24 protein-coding genes are annotated in these 22895 nt (G+C 68.9%); 15 read left to right on the forward strand and 9 right to left on the reverse strand.

Annotated features, from left to right (window positions below):
- Nucleotides 1-74 precede the first annotated feature (74 nt).
- Complete coding sequence (locus AC3WLY_RS05310; RefSeq protein ID WP_492308152.1) at nucleotides 75-1553, forward strand: aminotransferase-like domain-containing protein; 1479 nt, start codon at nucleotides 75-77, stop codon at nucleotides 1551-1553.
- Nucleotides 1554-1592: 39 nt separating this feature from the next.
- On the opposite strand, the gene AC3WLY_RS05315 is transcribed toward AC3WLY_RS05310, so the two are convergent.
- Nucleotides 1593-3026: a nicotinate phosphoribosyltransferase gene (locus AC3WLY_RS05315; RefSeq protein ID WP_492308151.1), complete on the reverse strand. Its 1434-nt coding sequence runs from the start codon at nucleotides 3024-3026 to the stop codon at nucleotides 1593-1595.
- A gap of 74 nt (nucleotides 3027-3100) precedes the next feature.
- On the reverse strand, nucleotides 3101-4141 hold the full coding sequence (locus AC3WLY_RS05320; protein ID WP_175959595.1) for a bifunctional nicotinamide-nucleotide adenylyltransferase/Nudix hydroxylase: 1041 nt from the start codon (nucleotides 4139-4141) through the stop codon (nucleotides 3101-3103).
- A gap of 181 nt (nucleotides 4142-4322) precedes the next feature.
- Here AC3WLY_RS05320 and AC3WLY_RS05325 point away from each other — a divergent pair, with 181 nt between their 5' ends.
- The 4 genes from AC3WLY_RS05325 to AC3WLY_RS05340 all read left to right on the forward strand — a co-directional run bounded on the left by AC3WLY_RS05325 (nucleotide 4323) and on the right by AC3WLY_RS05340 (nucleotide 6840).
- Nucleotides 4323-4775, forward strand: coding sequence for a type II toxin-antitoxin system RatA family toxin (locus AC3WLY_RS05325; protein WP_072444216.1), 453 nt, complete (start codon nucleotides 4323-4325; stop codon nucleotides 4773-4775).
- A gap of 256 nt (nucleotides 4776-5031) precedes the next feature.
- On the forward strand, nucleotides 5032-5787 hold the full coding sequence (locus tag AC3WLY_RS05330) for an N-acetylmuramoyl-L-alanine amidase family protein (protein WP_175959596.1): 756 nt from the start codon (nucleotides 5032-5034) through the stop codon (nucleotides 5785-5787).
- 50 nt (nucleotides 5788-5837) lie between these two features.
- Nucleotides 5838-6227: a lysozyme inhibitor LprI family protein gene (locus AC3WLY_RS05335; protein ID WP_175959597.1), complete on the forward strand. Its 390-nt coding sequence runs from the start codon at nucleotides 5838-5840 to the stop codon at nucleotides 6225-6227.
- A gap of 85 nt (nucleotides 6228-6312) precedes the next feature.
- Nucleotides 6313-6840 carry a GNAT family N-acetyltransferase gene (locus tag AC3WLY_RS05340; RefSeq protein WP_492308150.1) on the forward strand — a complete coding sequence of 176 codons (528 nt, stop codon included), beginning with the start codon at nucleotides 6313-6315 and terminating at the stop codon, nucleotides 6838-6840.
- A gap of 25 nt (nucleotides 6841-6865) precedes the next feature.
- On the opposite strand, the gene AC3WLY_RS05345 is transcribed toward AC3WLY_RS05340, so the two are convergent.
- The 3 genes from AC3WLY_RS05345 to AC3WLY_RS05355 form a co-directional block, all read right to left on the reverse strand.
- The gene (locus tag AC3WLY_RS05345) at nucleotides 6866-8212 is read right to left on the reverse strand and encodes a glutamine synthetase family protein (protein WP_175959599.1); all 1347 of its coding nucleotides are present in this window, start codon (nucleotides 8210-8212) and stop codon (nucleotides 6866-6868) included.
- Between the two features lie 152 nt (nucleotides 8213-8364).
- Nucleotides 8365-8922, reverse strand: coding sequence for a helix-turn-helix domain-containing protein (locus AC3WLY_RS05350; protein WP_492308149.1), 558 nt, complete (start codon nucleotides 8920-8922; stop codon nucleotides 8365-8367).
- 17 nt (nucleotides 8923-8939) lie between these two features.
- Nucleotides 8940-10229, reverse strand: a complete 1290-nt coding sequence (locus AC3WLY_RS05355) for an FAD-binding oxidoreductase (protein ID WP_310132727.1) — start codon at nucleotides 10227-10229, stop codon at nucleotides 8940-8942.
- Between the two features lie 76 nt (nucleotides 10230-10305).
- On the opposite strand from AC3WLY_RS05355, the gene AC3WLY_RS05360 reads away from it, so the two are divergent.
- From AC3WLY_RS05360 to AC3WLY_RS05405, 10 genes are all read left to right on the forward strand, one after another.
- Nucleotides 10306-10632 (forward strand): hypothetical protein, encoded by a 327-nt coding sequence (locus AC3WLY_RS05360; RefSeq protein WP_492308148.1) that lies wholly within the window; start codon nucleotides 10306-10308, stop codon nucleotides 10630-10632.
- A 225-nt stretch (nucleotides 10633-10857) separates the two neighbouring features.
- Nucleotides 10858-12006, forward strand: coding sequence for an acyl-CoA dehydrogenase family protein (locus tag AC3WLY_RS05365; protein WP_492308147.1), 1149 nt, complete (start codon nucleotides 10858-10860; stop codon nucleotides 12004-12006).
- A 36-nt stretch (nucleotides 12007-12042) separates the two neighbouring features.
- On the forward strand, nucleotides 12043-12447 hold the full coding sequence (locus AC3WLY_RS05370) for a thioesterase family protein (protein ID WP_034180561.1): 405 nt from the start codon (nucleotides 12043-12045) through the stop codon (nucleotides 12445-12447).
- A gap of 17 nt (nucleotides 12448-12464) precedes the next feature.
- A complete protein-coding gene (locus AC3WLY_RS05375; protein WP_310132720.1) occupies nucleotides 12465-13484 on the forward strand; it encodes a nitronate monooxygenase in 1020 nt (339 codons plus the stop codon).
- A complete protein-coding gene (gene pheA / locus AC3WLY_RS05380) occupies nucleotides 13481-14620 on the forward strand; it encodes a prephenate dehydratase (protein WP_492308146.1) in 1140 nt (379 codons plus the stop codon). The genes AC3WLY_RS05375 and pheA overlap by 4 nt, the downstream gene beginning before the upstream one ends.
- On the forward strand, nucleotides 14620-15291 hold the full coding sequence (locus AC3WLY_RS05385) for a hypothetical protein (protein ID WP_492308145.1): 672 nt from the start codon (nucleotides 14620-14622) through the stop codon (nucleotides 15289-15291). Before pheA ends, AC3WLY_RS05385 begins: the two co-directional genes overlap by 1 nt.
- Nucleotides 15288-15815 carry a shikimate kinase gene (locus AC3WLY_RS05390; RefSeq protein ID WP_244137233.1) on the forward strand — a complete coding sequence of 176 codons (528 nt, stop codon included), beginning with the start codon at nucleotides 15288-15290 and terminating at the stop codon, nucleotides 15813-15815. Before AC3WLY_RS05385 ends, AC3WLY_RS05390 begins: the two co-directional genes overlap by 4 nt.
- A 152-nt stretch (nucleotides 15816-15967) precedes the next feature.
- Nucleotides 15968-17413, forward strand: coding sequence for an efflux transporter outer membrane subunit (locus tag AC3WLY_RS05395; RefSeq protein WP_492308144.1), 1446 nt, complete (start codon nucleotides 15968-15970; stop codon nucleotides 17411-17413).
- Nucleotides 17410-18609, forward strand: a complete 1200-nt coding sequence (locus AC3WLY_RS05400; RefSeq protein ID WP_492308143.1) for an HlyD family secretion protein — start codon at nucleotides 17410-17412, stop codon at nucleotides 18607-18609. The genes AC3WLY_RS05395 and AC3WLY_RS05400 overlap by 4 nt, the downstream gene beginning before the upstream one ends.
- Nucleotides 18610-18611: 2 nt before the next feature.
- Complete coding sequence (locus AC3WLY_RS05405; RefSeq protein ID WP_175959609.1) at nucleotides 18612-20150, forward strand: DHA2 family efflux MFS transporter permease subunit; 1539 nt, start codon at nucleotides 18612-18614, stop codon at nucleotides 20148-20150.
- Nucleotides 20151-20430: 280 nt separating this feature from the next.
- Here the strand turns inward: AC3WLY_RS05405 and AC3WLY_RS05410 are convergent, their stop codons facing one another.
- Genes AC3WLY_RS05410 through AC3WLY_RS05425 form a run of 4 tightly spaced genes read right to left on the reverse strand, consistent with a single transcriptional unit; the run spans nucleotide 20431 to nucleotide 22891 of the window.
- Nucleotides 20431-20742, reverse strand: coding sequence for a DUF1330 domain-containing protein (locus tag AC3WLY_RS05410; RefSeq protein WP_047902672.1), 312 nt, complete (start codon nucleotides 20740-20742; stop codon nucleotides 20431-20433).
- Nucleotides 20739-21089, reverse strand: coding sequence for a non-heme iron oxygenase ferredoxin subunit (locus tag AC3WLY_RS05415; RefSeq protein WP_175959610.1), 351 nt, complete (start codon nucleotides 21087-21089; stop codon nucleotides 20739-20741). The genes AC3WLY_RS05410 and AC3WLY_RS05415 overlap by 4 nt, the downstream gene beginning before the upstream one ends.
- A 14-nt stretch (nucleotides 21090-21103) precedes the next feature.
- Nucleotides 21104-21631, reverse strand: a complete 528-nt coding sequence (locus AC3WLY_RS05420; protein WP_175959611.1) for an aromatic-ring-hydroxylating dioxygenase subunit beta — start codon at nucleotides 21629-21631, stop codon at nucleotides 21104-21106.
- A complete protein-coding gene (locus AC3WLY_RS05425) occupies nucleotides 21632-22891 on the reverse strand; it encodes an aromatic ring-hydroxylating oxygenase subunit alpha (RefSeq protein ID WP_175959612.1) in 1260 nt (419 codons plus the stop codon).
- Between the last annotated feature and the right edge of the window lie 4 nt (nucleotides 22892-22895).

Here is a 22895-nt window from a genome sequence, read left to right on the forward strand (position 1 = left end):
AACGCGTAAGCTACACCCCAATACAATCCGGACAAACTGTACTGAACAACTGGCCGTACAGTTCATTCTTCGCCATGAGCCATACCACCCCGATTCCCGTTCCGCCCGCGCCGTCGCGCACGCGCGTCGAAACCGTGATGGATACCTTGCGCGCGCGGATCGCGAGCCGCGCGCTGATGCCCGGTGCGCGCGTGCCGTCGATCCGGATGATGGCCGACGCGCTCGGCGTGTCGAAATCGACGGTCGTCGATGCATACGAGCGGCTCGCGAGCGAAGGCGTGCTCGTCGCGCGGCGCGGCTCGGGCTTTTACGTGTCGGGCCACGCGCCGCCGCTCGCGCTCGCCGATCTCGGCCCGCGCCTCGACCGCGAACTCGATCCGCTGTGGCTGTCGCGCCAGTCGCTCGAGGCGGCGCCGACGACGGTGAAGCCCGGCTGCGGCTGGCTGCCGTCGTCGTGGCTGCCCGACGAGAGCCTGCGCCGCGCGCTGCGCGCCGTGTCGCGCGACGAATCCGACGCGCTGACCGACTACGCGACGCCGCTCGGCCTGCCCGCGCTGCGCCAGCAGCTCGCGTGGCGGCTCGCGCAGCACGGCGTCCACGCGGAACCCGCGCAGATCATGCTGACCGACGGCGGCACGCATGCGCTCGACCTCGTATGTCGCCTGCTGCTGGAGCCGGGCGACACGGTCGTGCTCGACGATCCGTGCTACTTCAACTTCCAGGCGCTGCTGCGCGCGCATCGCGCGCGGATCGTCAGCGTCCCGTACACGCCGAACGGGCCCGATCTCGCGCGCTTCGAACAGGTACTCGCCGAGCACCGGCCGCGCCTGTACATCACCAACGCGGCGCTGCACAACCCGACCGGCGCGACGCTCGCGCCGCCCGTCGCGCACCGGCTGCTGACGCTCGCGGCCGAGCACGACCTGCTGATCGTCGAGGACGACATCTTCGCGGATTTCGAGAGCACGCCCGCGCCGCGACTCGCGGCATTCGACGGGCTGTCGCGCGTCGTGTCGATCGGCAGCTTCTCGAAGACGCTGTCGGCCGCGATCCGCTGCGGCTACGTCGCCGCACGCCCGGAATGGATCGAGGCGCTCGTCGACCTGAAGCTCGCGACGTCGTTCGGCAACGCGCAGATCGGCGCGAACGTCGTGCACCGGCTGCTCGTCGACGGCACGTACCGGCGCCATCTCGACAGCCTGCGCGCGCGTCTCGCGGACGCGATGGGCGAGACGATCCGGCGCCTCGCGCGCGCGGGGCTCGGGATCTGGACGGAACCGCGCGGCGGCCTGTTCGTATGGGCGCAACTGCCCGACGGGCTCAATGCCGCACGCGTCGCGCGCCACGCGCTGGACCGCGACGTCGTGCTGGCGCCCGGCAACGTGTTCAGCGCATCGCGCAGCGCGACGTCGTACCTGCGCTTCAACGTATCGCGCTGCAAGGGGCCGGCGGTGTTCGATGCGCTGGCGCGGGCGATGGAGGCGGCGCGTGCGACGGAGCGTGACGGCGTGCAGGCGAGCGCCGACGGACGCGCGCTGGCCGGTGAAAGATGAAAGCCGGCGGAAGCGCGGCGGGATGCCCCGCCGCCTGCGTCAGGCCTCCCCCGCGTGCGCCCTCGCCCGCACCGCCGCAAACGTCGTATCGACCAGCAGCCGCCCCGTATCGAACACCGTCTCGAGCGCCTCGTCCCATTCGCCTTCCAGCGCACGATCGTCCCATGCAAGGGGCAGCGTCGTCGTCCGATACGCTCCGGTGCGGCGATTGCGCAGCAGCGTGAGCCGCCCCTTCTTCGAGCGCTTGCCCTGATCGGTGACCGGATCCTTGCGGACGTCGTGCCACACGTCGCCGCGCCGAATCGCCGAGCACTTCATCGCAAAGCGCTGCGTATCGCGGTTCACCTGCTGCAGCAACGCGCCGCCCATGCCGAACACGACATTGCCGGCCGCATAACCCGCGTCGTCGAGTGCGGAAAGAATCGCGTCGATCGACAACTCGTCGACACCATCGCCCTGGATCACGCGCACGCGGTTCAGCACGCGCCGCCCCTTGCCGTTCACGGTCGAGCCGAACGACACGTCGAGCGCGCGCACGGTCTGCATCACGATCTTCACGGGGTCGCCCGAATCGGGTCGCACGACGAGCGTCGCGCCAGAATCGATCACGGCCTGCCTCAGTTCGCCGCCCCACAGATCGAGCGCGGCGAACAGATCGTAGGAGTCCGACACGACCGAAACGATCGCGCCGGGCAGCCCGAAGCGGCGGATCATGTTCCGGTACGCATCGGCCTCGCCTTCTTTCCCCCACGACGTGATCGTGCTGTGCTCGGCCGCCGGCACCGAGTATGCAGCCATCGACTCGCGATAAAAACGGTTCGCGGCCAGCACGCCAAGCACCGTGTCCGAGCCCATGAAGTTCACGAGGTGCGCCGCGCCGCCGATCGCGGCCGACTCCGCGCTCGACACGCCGCGCGCGCCGAAGTCGTGCAGCTTGAACGGCAGTTGCGCGAGATCGTCGTCGGTCCTTTCGAGGAAACGGCGGATCGTCTGCCGCAGGTGCCAGCTTCGCGTCGCGACCGTCACCGGATACCAGACGCGCAACAGCATCGTCTCGAGATACGATGCGAGCCAGAACACCTGCGGATCGTCGCATTCGACGGTCATCAGCACGTTGTGCACCGGCACGACCGAACCCTCCGGCACCGCGCGGATCTTCACGGGCAGATAGCCGTCGTAGCGTTCGACGATATAACGCCACCCTGCTTCGTTGAACGGCACGCCGTGCACCGTGAAGAAATCGCGCGCGTCGTCGATCATCGCGTGCGTGACCGGTTTGCACAGATATTCCTTCAGCAGCATCTGCAGGCCGAAGAACAGCGTGCGGTCGTAGCGGCCGCCGCGCGATTCGACGTACGAGAACATCGCCGACGCGTCGGGCGGATATTGCAGGAAGTGGGAAGCCTTGTACGAATCCGTGTTGAGGATCGGATTGGCGAGAACCGCGGCAAAGCCGCCGGGATCGTTTTGCATGGCTAGAGCTCCTCTAGGCCGTTGAAGTGCCGCCGCGTCTGTCGCGGCGGACCGGAATGCGGGGAATCAGCGGATCACAGCTTCCCCAGGAAGTGATACGCGATGTCGAAGTGATCCTCGAACATCACGTTGCGCATCTGCGCGAATTCGTTGAGCGGCACCCAGCGCGCCTTGTCGGCGTCGTCGCTGCCTTTTACGCGCGGCAGCTCGCCGGTCGGGAAGTTGAACAGGCACGCGTGCGTGATCGTGCGGCCGCGCAGCGAGCGGGTCGGATGATCGAACACCTGCCGATCCTTGATCGAGCCGCGCAGCACGGGCTCCGGCAGCTTCAGGCCGGTTTCCTCGCGCAGCTCGCGAATGCACGCCGCATCGAGCCGCTCGTCCTGGTTCACGAACCCGCCCGGCAGCGCCCACAGGCCGCGGCCCGGTTCGCTGCGGCGGCGCACGAGCAGGATATGGCCCGAGTGCACGACCACCGCGTCGACCGTCACGAACGTGACGGGATACGGCGCGGCCGCCCATGCCTTGCGATACGCGGCGATGAATTCGGCTTCCGACTTCAGTTGCGCGAATTCCGGCTGCGTGCGAAAACGCTCGAGCCAGCCGAACACGGGTTCCGGCACGGCCCACTGCACGAAGCTGTTGGTGCGTTCTGCGAAATACTGATCGCGGATCTCGGTGGCGGAAATGTCTTCGGTCGCATCGACGTCGACGAGCTCCCATTGCGGGAACATCCGAAGGTAATACGACGTGGCGTCCTTCTCGTGGCCAATCAGCCCGACCTTGCGCTGCGCGACTTCGCCGAGCGCGGACGCGACGGTGTCCTGCACCCAGCGCACCCAGTCGCCATCGTTGTACGTCGAATCCTGCAACGGCGCGATCGTCACGCGGTCGCGCTCGGACGCGTCGAACAGCGAAGCCAGCATCTGGCGGCGCTCGTCGAACGAGAACGGATCCTTGATGGTGCGGGGCTTGTCGGTCGACCCGATCAGCACGCACACGCGCTCGGCCCGGCTCAGTGCCGACTTCAGCACGTTCAGGTGACCACGATGCGGAGGCTGGAAACGACCAATGAAAACGAGCGCGTCGAAGCGCCGGTTCTGTTGCGTACTCATGAGGCTCCCTCAAGAGATTGAAACGCTTCGGGTCTTTCCCGAAGGGTTGGAACGAATCCTAGGTGAAATCCCGGAGTGCGTCAATCGAGCACACGCTCGACTTGACCATGTCTGACGAAATGCGCGGTATTGGCGGGGTACACTCGATTTCATCCCAATCCGCACCATTGCGCCCGCCATCATGAGGATCTCAGTCAGCCGGACCGTCGGCGTCGATCGCAGACGCCTCTTCACGTGGTCGCAGGATTACGCGCGGCGGCTCGTGTGGGACAGCTTCCTCACCGACGCCTATCTGCTCGACGAAACGACGGCCGACGTCGGCGTCGACGCGTTCTGCCGCAGCCAGTCGGGCGCGACGATGGTGTCGCGCTACATCTCGTACCGCCCGCCGCAGGTTGCTGCCGTCGAAATGGTCGACGGGCCGAAGGTGCTCGAACGCTTCAGCGGAAGCTGGAACTTCACCGAACACACGCCGGGTTCGACCGAAGTGAAGTTCACGTACAACTTCCGCGTGCAGCCGTCCTGGCTGCGCTGGCTGCTCGAACCGCTGATCGGCGCGTTCTATCTCGTGCAGACGCGCCGGCGTCTCGATTCGTTCAAGCGCTGGGCCGAAGCCGAAGCGCTGCCGCGCTGATACGCACTGCCGTGCGGTCCGGCGTGTCTGCGCCGTCTCCCTCCGGATGCGTTCGAACCCGCCATGGCCGCTTCATCTGGCAATTTCGGGATTCGCCGAACACGGGAAAGCGACGGGCGGCCGTCACCCTGACGGCCACCATTCGTCATTGCGGCGGCACCGCCGCCCGCTATAATCGCGCGACATTCCGACTGCATTGAGCAGGCCGACGGTGCCGCGCCGTGCGACGCGCCGCATGCCCTCCTCGACAACAACAATGACGAACCGAACCATCCAACGCCTTCGCCCGTTCGTGCGCGCCGCCGTGCGCGTGCTCGCGTGCGCCCCGCTGCTCGGCGCGCCGCCGGCGCTGCATGCGGCCGACACCGCAGGCACCGAGCCCGCATCCGGGCGCTACGTCGTCGTCGACACCGGCCATACGCCTGCTCATCCGGGTTCCACCGGCGCGAGCGGCCGTGTCGAATACCTGTACAACCTCGATCTGTCCGCCGCAGTTGCGGAAAAGCTCGCCGCGCACGGCGACCGCGTGCGGCGCACGTCGGCCGACGGCCGCGAGATCGCGCTCGACCAGCGCTCGACGCAGGCGCCCGATGCGAACCTGTTCGTGTCGATCCATCACGACTCGATGCAGCAGCAATTCATCGACGCCGGCAGACAGCGCGAATTCCGCGGCTTCTCGGTGTTCGTGTCGGAGCGCAATCCGCACTACGCGGAAAGCCTGCGCTGCGCGAAGGCGATCGCAGAACGGCTGGTCGCGGCCGGCGAACGGCCGTCGCTGTATCACGCACAGCCGATCCGCGGCGAGAATCGCCCGCTGATCGACCCGCAACTCGGCATCCACCGCTTCGACGATCTCGTCGTGCTGCGCACCGCGCCGATTCCGGCCGTGCTCGTCGAGGCCGGCGTGATCGTCAATCCCGACGAAGAAGCGCGGCTCGCGCAACGCGGGACGATCCAGCGCCTGTCCGCCGCGATCGCGGGCGGGATCGACGCATGCACGGCGCCGAAGTGACGGCATCGCCCATCGGGCCCAACGGTTTTCACCCAGTCAGGAGCATCAAAATGAAAAAGAAGAATCTGTTCGCATCCTGCGCGTTGTTCGCGCTTGCCGTTCCGTTCGCCGCGCACGCGGCCGGCTGTGCGAAGCCGCACAGCGCGTTCGACCAGGTGTACTGCAGCAGCACGCAGTTCTCGCAGACCGACCGCGAACTCAACGACGAATACGGCCGCCTGCGCAAGCAACTGAGCGGCGACCAGCAGGCGACGCTGAAGGCCGGCCAGCTCGCGTGGCTGAAGCAGCGCGACGCGCAGTGCAGCGAAACCCGCAACAACGGCTACCTCGTGGATCTCCAGTGCGCGACCGACATGACGGCGTCGCGGCTGTCGTTCCTGCGCGAGCGCGAGCGTGAATGCACGAGCACGGGGTGCGTGGCGTCGAAGCTCGGCGAGTAAGCGCTTCGCAGGTGCCGTGCCGCGAAGCGTTTCGCGGCACGGCATGCGCTACGCATCGAGAATCGTTCGATCAGGCAGAACACGCATGACACCGAATACGACAACGATCGACATCCGCGCCGCCACGTCCGCAGATGCCGCGGCCATCGCCGGCATCCATGTCGCCTCGTGGCAAGCGACCTACACGGGCATCATGCCGGCCCCGTTCCTCGCCGGTCTGTCGGTCGAAAAGCGCACGACCTTCTGGCGCTGTGCGCTCGATGGCGGCCGCCCGCGCGTCGCGCTCGCATTCACGGGCAATGACGCGGCGGGCTGGATCGCCTATGGTCCGACGCGCGACACCGACAAGGATCGCGCGTGGGGCGAGATCGAAGCGATCTATCTGCATCCGTCGCATTGCGGGCAAGGAATCGGCGCGGCGCTGGTCGATCATGCGTGCCGATCGCTGCACGACGCGGGCCATGCATGGGTATCGCTCTGGGTACTCGTCGAAAACCGTCGCGCAAGGGCATTCTATGAACGCGAGGGCTTCGCCGCCGAAGACGACATCAAGACGTTCGAGATCGACGGTACGCCGATCGAAGAAGTGCGCTATTGGCGCGCACTTCCCTAGTTTGCTTCGTCGACGCGCGCGACAATCACAAAAACCACCGATACTCCCGCGCGCCGATTTCATTACGAAAATCCAGCTCCTCCTGCCGCTTGTTCTCGCAGTACACCATCACGAACTCGCTGCCGAGCCGTTCGCGCACGGCCGGGTGATCCTGCATCGCCGCGACGGCCGACAGCATCTCCTTCGGAAAATCGATCCCGCTGCCGCGATCCTCGTTGAGCGGCGCGATCGGTTCGATCCGTGCATCGAGCCCGTGCTCCATCCCGGCGAGGATCGCCGCGAGCACCAGGTACGGATTCGCGTCCGCACTCGCGAGCCGGTGTTCGATCCGCAGGTTACGCGCATCCGACTCGGGAATCCGGATGCAGGCATCGCGATCCTCGAAACCCCAGCTTGCGCGGCTCGCCGCGTTCACCATCGACCCGTAGCGCCGGAACGCGTTGTGATTCGGCGCAAACACGGGCATGCAATGCGGCAGCAGCACGAGGCATCCGGCCACCGCGTGCCGCAGCGGGCGCTGCCCGTCCGCCGCGAGCAGGTTGCGCCCCGCGGCGTCGTACAGGCTCACGTGCACGTGCATCCCGCTGCCCGGCGCATGCAGATATGGCTTGCCCATGAAGCTCGCGCGATAGCCGTGCTGCAACGCGACGCCGCGTGTGCTGCGGCAGAACAGCGCCGACCAGTCGGCCGCGCGCAGCCCGTCGTCGGTATGGCCGAAATTGATCTCGAACTGGCCGGGCCCGAGCTCGGCGGTGATCACCGTCGCATCGACGCCCTGTTCGCGCGCGGCCTCGACCATCTCGTGCAGCACGTCGGAGAAGCGCGACAGCCGCTCGATATGCATGTTCGGCTGATCGTCGCGATCGTCGCTCAGGCGATCGCGCGGGTACTGCGGCATCCCTTCCGCGAGCTGCGCGGCGAACAGGTAGAACTCGAGCTCGAACGCGACGACCGGCCGGATGCCGCGCGCCGCGAAGCGCCGCAGCACGCGCGCGAGCACCTCGCGCGGCTCGAACTCGATCGGCGTATCCGTGCCGTCCGAGCTGATCAGCATCTGCGCGAGCGGCTGCCGCTCCCAGCGCACGCGCTTCAGCGTGCCGGGAATCAGGCGGCGCGGCGCGTCGGGGTCGCCGTCGTTGAAGCAGTAGTCGCCGATCTTGTAGAGGCCGCCCTGGGTGCCGAGCAGCACGCAGTTCTGCGGCAGCTTCAGCAGCGAGCCCGACGCGATCTTCTCGAGCGCATCGATCGGGTAGCGCTTGCCGTAGAAGTGCCCCGGCAGGTCGAGGCAGATCAGGTCGACATAACGGATCTCGGGGTGCGCCTGCCGGAATGCGCGGACTTCACCGACCAGCGCGGGAACGACGTCAGCCATGTCTCATCCTTTCCATGTCTTGTATGGCGGTGCCGCTGCGCGGCGAACCGGATTCACGCGGCACACATGACAACGCACGCCGCGTTTAAATCAGTACTGCAAACATGCTGCATGGCGCGGCGGCCTGCGACACCGCCCGCCCCGCCGACGACTCAGGTGAACACCCAGATCACGCGCGTCGGCGCGTCTGTCAGGTTGGCATAACGGAACCGCTTGTGCGCAGGCAGCTGGAACGCATCGTTCGGGCCGAGCGTGACGGGCGTTTCATCGCCATCGATCCAGATCGTCAGTTCTCCTTCGAGCACGAAGCCGCCCTGCTCGTCGCTGTCGTCGACGGGTCGCTCGCCGCTGCTCGCGCCTGGCGCGAGACGGCTTTCGAGAACCGAAAAGCGCGAGCGCATGTTCGGCGATACGAGGATGTCGGTAATGCCGGCCGCGTAATACACGGTGCGCCGCTCGTCGGGCCGCGTGACCCACGGCACGCTGCGCGGCTTGCTCAGGCTGTAGAAATACGTGGTCGGCACGCCGAGCGCCTCGCCGATCGCGGTCAGATCCGCGACCGTCGGGCGCGACAGCCCGCGCTCGACCTGCGACAGAAAGCCGACCGAGCGGCCGATCCGCTCGGCGAGGTCGTTCAGCGTGACCTTGCGATGCTTGCGCAGGTCGCGGATCAGGATCGCCAGACTTTCTATCTCTTCCTGTTCGTTCATGATGGGTTCCGAAACGGTCAGACGGTGTCGCGCAAACGGTACCAGGCCTTGCCGATCGCTTCCAGCGGCGCGGCGAGCCGGTCGCCGCCGGGGAAGCGCGGGTTGCGGATGCGCCGGTATTGCGCGAGCAGGCGCTCGTCGCCGAGCACGGCGTCGGCGACCGCGCGCGCACCGGCGAGCGTCGGCAGCACGCCGTGCCCCGAGAAGCCCTGCAGCCAGAAACGCTGCCCGTGGCGGCCGATGTCCGGCGTGCGGCGCATGCTGATGTCGATATGGCCGCCCCACGCGTAATCGAACGGCACGCCGGCCAGTTGCGGGAACACGCGTTCGAGGTGCGGGCGCGTCGCCGCCGCGATATCGGCCGGGATGCCGCCGAGATACGTGCAGCCGCCGCCGAACAGCAGCCGGTGGTCGGGGCTCAGCCGGAAGTAGTCGGGCACGAACTGGTTGTCGATCACGCAACTGTTCTGCGGCAGCAGCGAACGCGCGACGTCGGGTGCGAGCGGTGCGGTCGCGACCTGGTACGTGCCAACCGGCAACAGCCGGCGCGCCAGGTCGCGATCGAGCCGGTCGACGTACGCGTTGCACGCGAGCACGAGCACGTCCGCGCGCACTTCACCGCGCGCCGTGCGGGCGATGTGGCCGCCGGCCGTCTCGCGGCAGTCGAGCACGCGGCTCTGCTCGAAGATGCGGCCGCCTGCGCGCTCGATCGTCTGCGCGAGGCCGAGCGCGAGTTTCAGCGGATTCAGGTGGCCGGCTTCCGGATCGTGGAGTGCGGCGAGATAGCGCGTGCCGCCGATCCATTCGGGCATCTCGTCACGCCCGATCACGCGCAGCCGGTCGTAGCCCCAGCGCTCGGCCGCCTCGTCGCGGGCCTGCGCGAGCATCGCGACGCGGCGCGGCCGCACCGCGGCCCACAGGCTGCCGGGCCGGTAGTCGATGTCGAAGCCGTGCCGTCCGGGCAACTCGCGCACCTCGGCCGCGGCCCAGCGCATGCTGTCCCACAGCAGGCGCGCGCCGTCGCGGCCGAGCGAATCCTCGAGCGGCTGCATGTCGCACGACCAGCCGAGCAGCGCCTGCCCGCCGTTGCGGCCCGACGCGGCCCACGCGACGCGGCTCGCCTCCAGCACGACGACGCGCTTACCGGCAAGCGCGACGCGCAACGCCGTATGCAGCCCGCTGAAGCCCGCGCCAACGACGAGCACGTCGGCGTCGATGCGCTCGTCCAGTTCCGGACGATGCGGGATCGGCGCCGGGTAGGTGCCGGCGTAGTAGCTTGCGACGTGACGGTCGGACTGCACGAACATGCGGACTCCCGTGAAATTTTCGTCGATAAATTTCATGAAAAACTAGCACGACAATTTCATGGGAGCAAGGCGGAACATGATTTCGCCGATCGTCGGAGCGACGGGATCGGGCCTTCCGAATCGTAGGACCAGTCATTTGTCGCACGCTCCGCCGACGAGCGCCCGACGCCCGGCAGGTGTGACGGCAACGACACGAGCGCCGGGAATTCGATGCGATCTCATCGCACGTCATCCGAATGATCTGCAATGCGAAATCAATCGCCTCGACCTGAACGACGAAGCGTCGGCAACCCGGCATCGTGTCGCCATCACGATCGACGCGTGGCAGATCTTTAACCGACCGGCGCGCGATCGTCTCCCGTCATCGAAGCGCCGCGACGCCGCCGACGACGGCACGGCGTGACCGCCATCGTTCAGTTGTCGTCCGACAGCAATCGCTCGCGCCGATGTGCGCGACGGGCGTCACGATCACGTTCGGCAATCGCGCCCCGCCGCCCGTCGCATCGCCGATTACGCTCGAATCATCCGCCGCTGCGTGCCGCCTCGAAGTGCAATAACTGACAGTTTCTCGTCCGGGGGCTTTTCATTAGATTGGCGACACGATCCATGCAAAGTCTCGCTCATCGACATGACTCTCACTGCCACCGAAGCACAGCCCACGACGACCGCCACGTACCGGGACATCGCCGAACGCCATGCGCGGTCCGCCCCTTCCGGCGCGTTCCATCGCGATGCGTGGGATGCATTGTCCGACGCGGGACTGTGGCGCCTGCCCGTACCGCGCGAACTCGGCGGTTCGGGGCGCACGTGGCACGACTTCGTCGATGCATTCGAAGCGGTCGCCGCGGCGCAGCGCTCCGTCGGCTTCGCGATGGCGCTCGCCAATCAGGCGACGCTGATTCGCGCAATCGTCGCATACGGTTCCGACGCGCAGCGCGCGCGGCATCTGCCGCCGCTGCTGTCCGGCGCGATCGGCGCCACGGCGATCTCGGAGAAAGGCACCGGCACCGAAGTGCGCGCGCTCGAAACCAGCCTCGTGCGCGACGGCGACCACTACCGGCTCGACGGCCACAAGTACAACATCAGTCACGCGCCCGAAGCGCGCCTGATGATGATCGTCGCGACCCTGACCGGCGACTGCAAGCCGGCCACCGCGCTGGTGCTGATCGATCCCGAACGCGCGGGCGTGCGGCGCAGCGCCCCGCAGGCGACGCTCGGCGTCGCGGATCTTCCGATCGGCGATCTCGCGCTATCCGGCGTGCGCGTCGACGCCGACGAACTGCTCGGCGCGCCCGGCGACGGGCTGCGCCTGCTGATGGACATCGCGTCGATGAATCGCGCGCTGTTCGGCCTGCTGTGCGCGAACGTCACCCAGCCGTTCCTCGCCGACGCGCTCGAGCGCGCCGGCGCCCGCAAGACGCTCGGTGTCGCGCTGGACACCCATCAGCACGTGCAGCGCCGGCTGGTCGACGTCCAGGTCGGCATCGAACGCACGCGCTGGACGGCGCGCGCAGCGCTCGATCAACTCGTCGGGCAACGTCCCGAGGCGCTCGCGAACTGCTCGATCGCGAAGCTCGCAGGCGCGCGCGATCTCGCGCAGGCCGCGCTGCACCTGCTTGCGATTCACGGCAGCGACGGCTACCGGCGCGGCCCGCTCGCCACCTTCGTCGCCGACGCGCTCGCGATGGGCTCGGCCGGCGGCACCGAGGAAATGCATTACCGGAACATTTTCAGCCAGATGCAACGACGCGCGGCCGCCACGGCGCGCGCGGCGTAACCGCTCACCCTTCCATCACCCCTTCAGGAGCTGCCCTTGACTATCCAGACTGGCCTGCGTGCCCGCGCCACCCACCGCGTCGACACGATTTCGCTCGCCGATCAATGGGGAGGCGAAGCGCACGCGCTCGCGAGCCCGATCATGATCATCTTCATCGAACAGACCTGCATGCAGGCAACCGACCATCTGCTGCCGGCCGGGCAGATGACGGTGGGCTACAACTTCGAGATCAAGCATCTCGCGCCGACGCCGCCCGAATGGGACGTGACGATCGACGCCGAACTGATCGAGGTCGACGGCCGCATGATGACGTACCGGGTCGAGGTGCGCGACGCGGTGGGCGTCGTCGGCGAAGGCGTCCATACGCGCTGCGCCGTCAGCCGCGACGGCTTCCACCGCCGCCTCGACGAGCGGCGCGACAGCGCGGCGCTCGCGCGCTGACGAGCCGGAGCCCGACCATGATTCCGCTTCCGCTGCAGGGTCTCCGGCTGCCGGTGATTGCGTCTCCGATGTTGATCGCGAGCTATCCCGAGATGGTGCTCGCCCAGTGCAAGAGCGGGATCGTCGGCGCATTTCCGGCGCTCAACGCGCGGCCCAGCGCGCAGCTCGGCGACTGGATCGACACCATCGACGGCACGCTGCGCGCGTACCGGGACGCCCATCCCGACGCGCCGGTCGGCCCGTATGCGGTCAATCACATCTGCCATCCGTCGAATCCGCGCGTCGAACAGGATCTGCGCATCTGCATCGACCGGCGCGTGCCGCTGATGATCACGAGCCTGCGCGCGCCGTCGCGCGACGTCGTCGATGCGATCCACGCGTACGGCGGGATCGTACTGCACGACGTCACGACGGTGCGGCACGCGCAGAAGGCGCTGGAGGCCGGCGTCGACGGCCTCGTTCTCGTCGCGGCGGGTGCGGGCGGCCATGCCGGCACGCTGTCGCCGTTCGCGCTGGTCGCCGAAGTGCGGCGCTTCTACGACGGCTTCATCGCGCTGTCCGGCGCGATCGCGACGGGCGACGCGATAGCCGCCGCGCGCGCGCTCGGCGCCGACTTCGCGTATATCGGTACGCGCTTCCTGGCGTCGCACGAAGCAAACGTGGTGCAGCGATACAAGGACACGATCGTCGAAGCCAACGCATCCGACATCGTCTACACCGATGCGTTCACCGGCGTCCATGGCAACTACCTGCGCCAGAGCATCGAAGCGGCCGGGCTCGACGTGCGCCGTCTCGCGCGGGTCGACGGCGCGCAGCTCGATTTCTCGCCGGATGGCGGCGCGAAGCAGTGGCGCGACATCTGGGGGGCCGGCCAGGGCGTCGGCGCGATGGACGCGGTGCTCAGCGTCGCCGAGATCGTCGAGCGGCTCGAAGCCGAATACGACCGCGCCGTCGCGCGCGTGCAGCCGGGCGCTGCCGCGCACGTCGCCGCACGCCGCCCGTCCGTTTCCCCGACTTCACGGATCGAAACGCCATGACGCCCTCCGAGCTTGCCGCCCCGCCGTCCGTCGACGATGCGATCGCGCGCCGCCGCGCGCAGATCGACGTGATCGACGACGAGCTTCTCGCGCTGATCGGCCAGCGCATCGTTCACGCGACCGAAATCGGCCATCTCAAGCGGCATGCGGGGCTCGCGGTGCGGCAGCCGGCCCGCGAAGCGTCGATCGTCGCCGAGCTGTGCGCGCGCGCGCCGTGGGGGCTGCGCGACCGCGACCTGAGAGCCATCTGGCAGACGCTGTTCCGCGCGAGCCGCGACGCGCAATCGCTGCCGTCCGTCGCGTTCCTCGGCCCGTCGGGCACCTACACCGAAGCCGCGATGCTGCGTCACTTCGGCGAATTCGCCCGTGGACAGGCGCACGACACGATCGACGCGGTATTCGAAGCGCTCGCGCGCGGCGACGCGGAATGCGCGGTCGTGCCGGTCGAGAATTCCTCCGAAGGCAGCGTGACCCGCACGCTCGACCTGCTGATCGCGCAAGCGGCGCCCGTCACGGGCGAGATCGAACTGCCGGTCGCGCACTGCCTGCTGAGCGCCAGCGGATCGCTCGCCGGCGTCGACAGCGTGGTCGGCCATCCGCAGGCGCTCGCGCAATGCCGCGCGTGGCTCGACGCGCATGCGCCCGGCTTGCGCCGCATCCCGGTATCCAGCAACGCGGTGGCCGCGCGCGAGGCCGCGAACCTGTATGACTGCGCGGCGATCGCCGGCGAACCGGCGGCCGCTCTTTATGGATTGCGAATCGTATCCCGCGCGATCCAGGATCACCCGGACAACCGCACGCGCTTCGTGGTCGTCGGCGGCCAGACGCCCGCCCCGACCGGCCACGACCGCACGAGCATCGTGCTGCGGCCGACCGATGCGCCCGACGCGCTCGCGCGCATATTCGATGCGCTCGCCCACCACCGCGCGCCGCTGCTGTGGGTCGATGTGCGCCCGGCGCGGGCGGCCGGCCATGCGTACCGGTACTGCATCGACTTCGGCGGGCACCGGCGCGATCCGAACGTGCGCGCGGCGCTCGACGAAATCGCGCTCGCCGCATCCGAACTGCGCGTCCTCGGCGCCTATCCGCGTGCCGCGGGCGAGACGGACGGGCACGCCGACGGCCCGGCCGCGTGATGACGACGGCGCCTGCTTCGTCCCGCGTCGCCGCCCGGCTGCTCGCGATTCGCGACGGTCGCGACGATCGCCTGCTCGTGCTGTGCGGCATCGCCGCGGCGGGCTGCCTGCCACTCGCCGCCGGACGATGGCTGCGCGCGCTGCGCGCCGAATACGACGACGAACTGGAGCTGCTGCCGTTCGTGCGCGGCACGCCGGATGCCGCCGACACCGCGTGCCTGCTGCGGCGCTGCGCGCGGCTCCAGCTTCCGGCGGTGGCGATCGGCGACGCCGCGGCGTCCGCCTATAGCCGCTGGCGCGCGTGCCTGCCCGTCGCGCCACTGACCTGGCGGGTACTCGAAACGTCCGCTGCACGGGCCGCGACGCCGCTGCCCGGCGGCCTGCTGGCGCGCTGGCCGGCACGCGCGGCCGAGCCGGTCGACTGGCCGCGCTCGCGCCGCGTCGTCGCCGATCTCGGCGCTGCGTCGCCGGCGTTTGGCGCCCGGATCGGCGCATTCACCGACGCACTGTGCGACGGCTCGCTCGTGGTCGCCGGCATCGCGCTGGACACGCCCCCAGGCGCACCTCACACCTTCGTCACCGATGCGCTGGACCCGCTCGCCAATTACGTCCGGATGCAGCGCATCGCCGCCGTGACGCGCCGCGCCCCGTCGCTGCGGAGCCGCCTGTGAGCCCGCGCCCGCAGCAGGCCGGCCCGACGCGCATCGCGCTCGTCGGCATGCCCGGCGCCGGCAAGACGACCCTCGGCAGCGCACTGGCCCGCGCGCTCGCGCTGCCGTTCGTCGACGCCGACCGCGAACTCGAACGCCGCTTCGGCGCGCCCGTTGCGGCGCAATTCCATGCAGGCGACTTCCGCGCGCGCGAAGCCGACGTCATCGACGCGCTGACGCGCGGGCCGGCGCTCGTGCTCGCGACCGGCGGCGGCGCCGTGCTGCGCGCCGATACGCGCGCCCGGCTTGGCCAGCGCTGTTTCGTGATCCATCTCGCGAGCGATCTCGACACCCTGTGGCACCGCACGCGTGACGACGCGTCCCGCCCGCTGCTGAACGTCGCCGACCCGCGCGCGGCGCTCGCCGCGCTGCACGACGCGCGCGAATCGCTGTACCACGCCTGCGCGCACTGCCGCATCGACACGTCGGGCCAGTCCGTCGCCCAAACGCTCGCGGCAGCGCTCGACGCGCTCGCGATGGCGTAACCCGCGCGACCTTATCCGTCCCCTTCAGCGGTTTCAACGATGCCGGCCGGTTCGGCCGACTGCCATTTCTGACAGTTGCCGATCGTCAAATAATATCTAAAGATATATTTTTAGATATAAATCGTTCGCCATCGCGTCACAGGAAACCGACCATGCCCTTCCTCATCGACCGAGCGCGCGGCGCCCGCCGCCTGGTTCCCGCGCTCGCCGCGCTCGCGCTCGCCGGCTGCGCCCCGTTCGGCCCGCAACGCCCGGCGGCCCGGATCACCCCCGTCGAGCAGCTCGATGCGGGCGCCGCGATCCGCTCCGCCGGCACCGGCGCGCCGACGATCGCGGAACGCTGGTGGACCGCGTTCGGCGATGCCCAGCTGGATCGTCTCGTCGACGATGCGCTGGCCGGCGCACCGACGCTGCAGGCGCAGCGCGAACGCGTCGCGCAGGCGCTGGCCGACACCGACGTCGAAAGCGCCGCGCTGCTGCCGCAGCTCGGCGCGACGGTGAGCGCAGTGCCGACCCGCCTGCCGGGCAGCTACCGGACGCCGCCGCCCGCGGCCGGACACTGGCAAGTCGACGCGCAGGCGCTCCTCGGCGCGTCGTGGGATCTCGACATCGCCGGCCGGCAGCACGCGCTGGCGCGCGCCGCCGCGCTGCGCGCGGACCAGCAGCGCGCGCTCGAGCACGCGGCCACCGTGTCGCTGCAGGCGGCGATCGTCGAAACCTATCTGCAGCTCGCGCTCGAACAGCAACTGCTCGCGATCGCACGCGATACGCTGCAGCAGCACAGCTATCTGCTCCGCCTCACCTCGCAACGCGCCGATGCCGGTCTCGACATGCAGGTCGCCGTGCTCAGGGCGAGCGAACCCATCCCGCACGCGCAGGCCGACATCAACACGCATGCGGCCGAGTCGGCCCGGCTGCGCCACCGGCTCGCCGCGCTCGTCGGCCGGGGGCCCGGTTACGCCGATGCGCTGAAGCCTGCCGCGCCGCCGGCAGCCGGGCTGCCGATGCCGGCCGTCCTGCCCGCGGCGCTGATCGGCCGCCGGCCGGACGTGCTGGCCGCGCGCTACCGGGTCGAGGCCGAAGCGGCGAACATCGACGCGGCGCGCGCCGCGTTCTATCCGGACGTCAACCTGCTGGCCTTCGCCGGCGTGCAGAGCTTCGGCTTCCGCGCGCTGTTCCACGGCAACAGCGGCACGTTCGGCGCGGGCCCCGCGATCACGCTGCCGATTTTCGAGGGCGGCCGCCTGCGCGCCGGCCTGCGCGCGCAAACCGCCGCCTACAACGCCGCCGTCGCGGTGTACGACGACACGGTCGTCAACGCGCTCGCGCAGGTCAGCGACACCCTCGTCCAGATCGATACGCTCGGCCGGCAGCGCGCGCTTCAGCGCGAAGCGCTGGCGCGTGCGCAACAGACCTACGACATCGAGACGCAGCGCTACCGGAAAGGCATTTCCGGCTACCTCGACGTCCTGCTCGCGCAAGGCCGGCTGCTCGACGATCGCGCGTCGGTCGCGCGTGCGGATGCGTCATTCGCGATCGAGCATGCCCGCCTGATCGCCGCGCTCGGCGGCACCACTTCCACTGGAGTCACGCAATGAACCGTCCTGAATCCCCCGCCGCCGAGCCGTCGCTGCAACGCGCGCGACGGCGCTACTTCCGCTGGTTCTTCATCGCGCTCGCCGGCGCGGCCGGCCTCGCCGCCGTCGTGTGGGCCACCACCCGCGGCACCGAGACGACCGACGATGCGTACGTGTCCGGCGACGTCGTGCAGATCTCGCCGCAGATCGGCGGCACCGTCGACGCGGTGCGCGTGCAGAACGCCGACTGGGTCCGTCCGGGCGACCTGCTGTTCAGCGTCGACAAGACCGATGCCCGGCTCGCGCTGGACGAAGCGGTCGCGCAACTCGCGCACGCGGTGCGCCAATACCGCACCGCGCATGCGGACGCGGTGCGCGAAGAAGCGCAGATCCGGGTGCGGCGCACCGAATGGTCCAAGGCGAACGACGACCTGCAGCGCCGGCTGAGCCTCGCGCAAGACGGCGGCGTGTCGCGCGAGGATCTTCGCCATGCGCGGGATGCGATGGACGGCGCGGCAGCCGCGCTGAACGCGCAGCAGGCCGCGTACGACGCGACGCTCGCGCGCACCGACGGCACGTCGATCGATACGAATCCGCTCGTGCGCGCGGCGGCGTCCCGGGTCCGCAGCGCGGCGCTCGCGCTGCGCCGCACCGAAATACGCGCGCCGCTCGGCGGGCTCGTCACGCGCCGGGTCGTGCAGGTCGGCCAGCACGTCTCGCCCGGCACGCCGTCGCTGGCGCTCGTGCCGCTCGATCACGTGTGGGTCGAGGCCAACTTCAAGGAATCGCAACTGCGCGGCATGCGCGCCGGGCAGCCGGTCGAGCTGTTCTCGGACCTGTACGGCAGCGACGTGGTGTTCCACGGGCGCATCGTCGGGCTCGAAGCCGGCACCGGCGCCGCCTTCGCGGCCGTGCCCGCGCAGAACGCGACCGGCAACTGGATCAAGGTGGTCCAGCGCGTGCCGGTCCGGATCGCGCTCGATCCCGCCGAGCTGCGCGCGCACCCGCTGCGCATCGGCCTGTCGATGACGGCATCGGTGCCGATCGATCACGGCCCCGGCACCGCATCGGCGTCGCCGCCCGCCCGTGCGCCCGAAGCGCGCAGGTCGATCGACGCCACGTCGATCTATCGTGCCGACGACGAAGCGGGCGATACGCTCGTCGCCAAGACGATTCGCGCGAACAGCGGCGCGCGCCCGCTCGCACCGGGAGCCTGACGATGCGCTTCTTCGCCCGGAACGCGGCGCCGAAACTGCCGCTTGAGCCGCTCGCCGGCATGCCGCTGGCGCTCGTCGCGATCGCGGTCAGCGTCGCGAATTTCATGCAGACGCTCGACCTGACGATCGCGAACGTCGCCGTCCCGACCATCGCGGGCGATCTCGGCGTCGCACCGGACATGGGCACGTGGATGCTGACCTCGTTCGCGACGCCGCTCGCGATCACGCTGCCGCTCACCGGCTGGCTCACGCAGCGCTTCGGCCAGGTGCGGCTGTTCCGCGTGTCGGTGCTGCTGTTCGTGCTCACGTCGATCCTGTGCGGGATGGCGCCGAACTTCGAGTCGCTGCTGCTGTTTCGCGCGCTTCAGGGCGCCGCGTCGGGCCCGATCACCGCGCTGTCCCAGGCGCTGCTGCTCGCGGTGTTCCCGTCGACGCGCCGCCACGTCGCACTGGCCGTGTGGCAGACCACGACGTTCGTCGCGCCGGTGCTCGGGCCGATCGCCGGCGGCTGGATCACCGACAACCTGAGCTGGCCGTACATCTTCTACGTGAACGTGCCGCCGGGCGTGCTCGTGCTGGGCGTGCTCGCGCGGCTGCTGGCGGGACGCGACAACGCGACGCGGCGGCTGCCGGTCGACGTCGTCGGGCTGCTGCTGCTCACCGCCGCGTTCGGTTCGTTCCAGCTGCTGCTCGATCGCGGCCAGAACCTCGACTGGTTCGCATCCGGCGAAATTCGCATGCTGGCGGTCGTGGGCGTCGTGTCGTTCGTCGCGCTGATCCTCTGGGAGCTGACCGACAGCCATCCGATCGTCGACCTGCGGCTGTTCGCGGACCGCAACTTCACGACGAGCACGCTCGCGATCACGGTCGGCTTCGGGCTCTACTTCGGCGCGCTGGTGCTCGTGCCGCTGTGGCTGCAAACCCAGCAGGGATACACGGCCACCTGGGCCGGCATCGCCACCGCGCCGCTCGGCCTCGCGGGGATCGTGATCGCGCCGCTGCTCGGCCGCTTCCAGGGCCGTACCGACCCGCGCCTGCTCGCGACCGTCGCGCTCGTCGGCTGGGGCGCCGCCTCGTTCTGGCGCATGCACTTCAACAGCGACGTGACGATCGGCGACATCGCCGCCAATTCGCTGCTGATGGGCGCCGCCACCGCGTTCTTCATCACGCCGCTCGTGTCGCTGTCGCTCGCCGGGCTGCCCCGCGAGCGGCTGCCCGCGGCATCCGGGCTGCAGAACGCGCTGCGGCGGATCGGCACCAGTGTCGCGACGTCGGTTGCGCCGACCTACTTCGAGCGCCGCTCCCGCGTGCACAACACCTATCTCGTCGACCACATCACGCCGTACGATTTCGCGTCCGGCGACTGGTTCGCGCGGCTCGATCACGCGGGGCTGTCGCCGTCCGGCGCGCTCGCGTCGGTCTCGCATGCGATCGACGTCGAAGCGCACATGCTCGCGCTGAACGACTTCTCGTTCGGCTGCCTGCTGCTGTTCGGCGCGACGCTGCTGACGGTCTGGTCGATCCGCTACCGCCATGCGTGATGCGCTCCTGACGGCAAAGCGCGCCCGCGCATGCACAGCCGCTGCGTGCGCCGGGCAACGGCATGGATGAAAACGTGCGAGGGGACATATCCGGAACCCGCCTCGCCCGACGGGAGCGACCGACCGGGTAACCGGGCCGCCGAAAGGCGGCGAAGGCATCTGCCGGATCGCATCGCCATCGCCGATGAATCGATTGTGCCGGTCGCGCTCGACGGCACCCCAAATGAAAAAGGGGCTCAGCGCCGCTCGACACGACGCGGAGCCCCTTCACCTGCACCGCTTAACGTGGATCGCCGGCGGCCGGCACGTATCCGTCGGCGAGGATGCCGATCGTCCGCGCGGCCGGCTCGCGCAACCGCTTCGCGGCCTGATAGCCCTCCGACCGATACCACTCGCGGGCGCGCTCCGCCGACTCGAATTCGAGCACGACGACGCGCTTCGGCGCCCAGTCTCCCTCCAGCGTCTCGACTTCGGCGCCGCGCACCAGGAAGCGCCCGCCGTACGCGGCCACCGTCGGCGCGCCGAGCCGGCGGTACGCCTGGTATGCGTCGACGTCGTGCACGTCGATATCGAACACCACGTACGCGCTCATGACCGCACCTCCGCCGGCGCCGCCGCATCGGCCGGCGCGAGCTGCACGAACACGCGGCCGTTCTCGATCTTCACCGGATAGGTGCGCACGCACGTCGTCAGCGGCGCGCACAGCGCGATGCCGGTCCGCACGCTGAAGCGCCCCTGATGCAGCGGGCACTCGATCTCGTCGTCGAGCAGGAAACCGTCGCTCAGGCGTGCGTCGCCGTGCGTGCACTGGTTCTCGGTCGCGAAGATCTCGTCGCCGACCGCATACAGCGCGATGTCGCGGCCGCCCACCCAGACGCCGAGTATTCCGTCGGTGCGCACCGCTTCCGGCGCGACCGCATCGATCCATTCCGTAGTCACTTTCGGCACCTCGTTCAGATCGGATAAATCAGCGAGTTCGGAATCATCTCGCTGTCGTAGACGCAGATGCGCGACTCGAAACGCAGCCCCTGCGGCGTGCGCACGATCCGGTCCAGATAGCGCCCCGTGTTGTACACGTCGCTCATCTGCTCGGTCTTCGTGCGCAGCACCGCGTAGTTCGTCTCCGCCTCGATCGCCGCGTCGTCGAGATACGTGACGAGCGGCAGCCCGATCACGTGGCGCTGGTAGTACGGGTCGAAGAACAGCGTCTCCTTGATCCCGTAGACGCGGTCCTTCAGCATGCCCTTGCTCTCGAAATCCATCACCGCGAGCGGCAGGTTGCGCTCGTGGTTCTCGCGCGGCACCACCGTGTACCTGCATTGCTCGATGAAGAATTCCGGCCACGCATCCCAGTCGCCGCCGTCGAGCACGGCCGCATACCGCGCGTTGAGCTGGACGAGCGCGTAGAAATCCTCGAAGCTCGCGTCGCTCGCGTGGGGCACGGCGGCCAGCCGGTCCGTTCGTGTCGTGATCGTGCTCATTCAGGCCTCCATCACTTGGCGCCAGTACTGGTACATGCCGCGCACCAGCGTTTCGCTGACCATATGGTCGGTTTGCTCGTCGATCTGCCGGCCGCCGAGTTCGTTGTAGACGTTGCCGTGCTGGATCTGCTCGAAGCTCTGCTGCACGCATTCGATGACCTCGCCGTCGTCCGCCGACACGAAACCGGCCGGCCCGAACAGATTGGCCTGGCGCAGGCGCCGCCGCGTCATCTCCTCGGTGTCGGTCTCGAAACCGAAATGCGTCCACACGTAGTCGAACACGCCCGGGCCGATCGGCCGGATGCGACGCGTCGACAGCGCATTGACCTGCTGCTGGATGATGACGCTCGGCATCAGCGTGAGCATCACGACGGTCGGATCGCCCCACCACGGTTCGTGCACGACATCGAGGAAGCGGTCATCGTGCAGCGTCATGCGCTCCTTGAAGCTCGTCACGTTGTGGGTCACCTCGCCGCCGCCGCCGCCGCTGCGGATCGACACCATCGCGCCGTGCCGGTGATGCGCATCGGTCACGAGCCTGGCGGGATTGTCCGCGCGCCACAGGCCGAAGTTGACGAACCAGGTATGCAGCAGCCCCGCGTGATACGGATCCTTGATGTTCTCGACCATCAGCTTCCAGTTGCTCGGCACGCGCTGCCGCGTGTAGCCGAGCACGGTCAGCTTCGGGCCGTGGAACAGGCGATCGTAGTAAGGCAGGATGCGCGGGCCGAGGAAATCCTCGAACGATTCGACGTTCTCGTCGAACGACGCGAACACGGCACCGCCGCGCGTCGACACGCGCAGGCGCCGCAGCGCGTGCTTGCCCGGATCGAAATCCGCCGGCATGCCGCCGTTGATCGTGCCGCCCTGACGCACGCCGCGCCGGAACGGCACACCGATCAGGTTGCCCTTCAGGTCGTAGTTCCACTGGTGATACGGGCAGTGGAAATCCTTCGCTTTGCCCGAGCGCTCGCGGCAGAACTGCATGCCGCGGTGCGCGCACGCGTTTTCGAAGACGACGATTTCGCCGTCCTCCGTGCGCGTCATCACGACGGATCGCTCGCCGACTTCCGTGCGCTGGAAATCGCCGGGAGACGGCACTTCGGCTTCGAGGCCGATGTAGCACCAGTGATTCGCGTAGAACAGGCGCTCGAGTTCGCGCTGGTACAGCGCTTCACTCGTATATGCCTCGTATGGCGTGCGGCTGGCGCCGTCGCCTTTCCAGTCGAGCGCGCGGGCGATGTCGATGGGTGAGTTCAAGAGA

It is taken from the genome of Burkholderia sp. FW306-1C-G01B, from assembly GCF_058781685.1.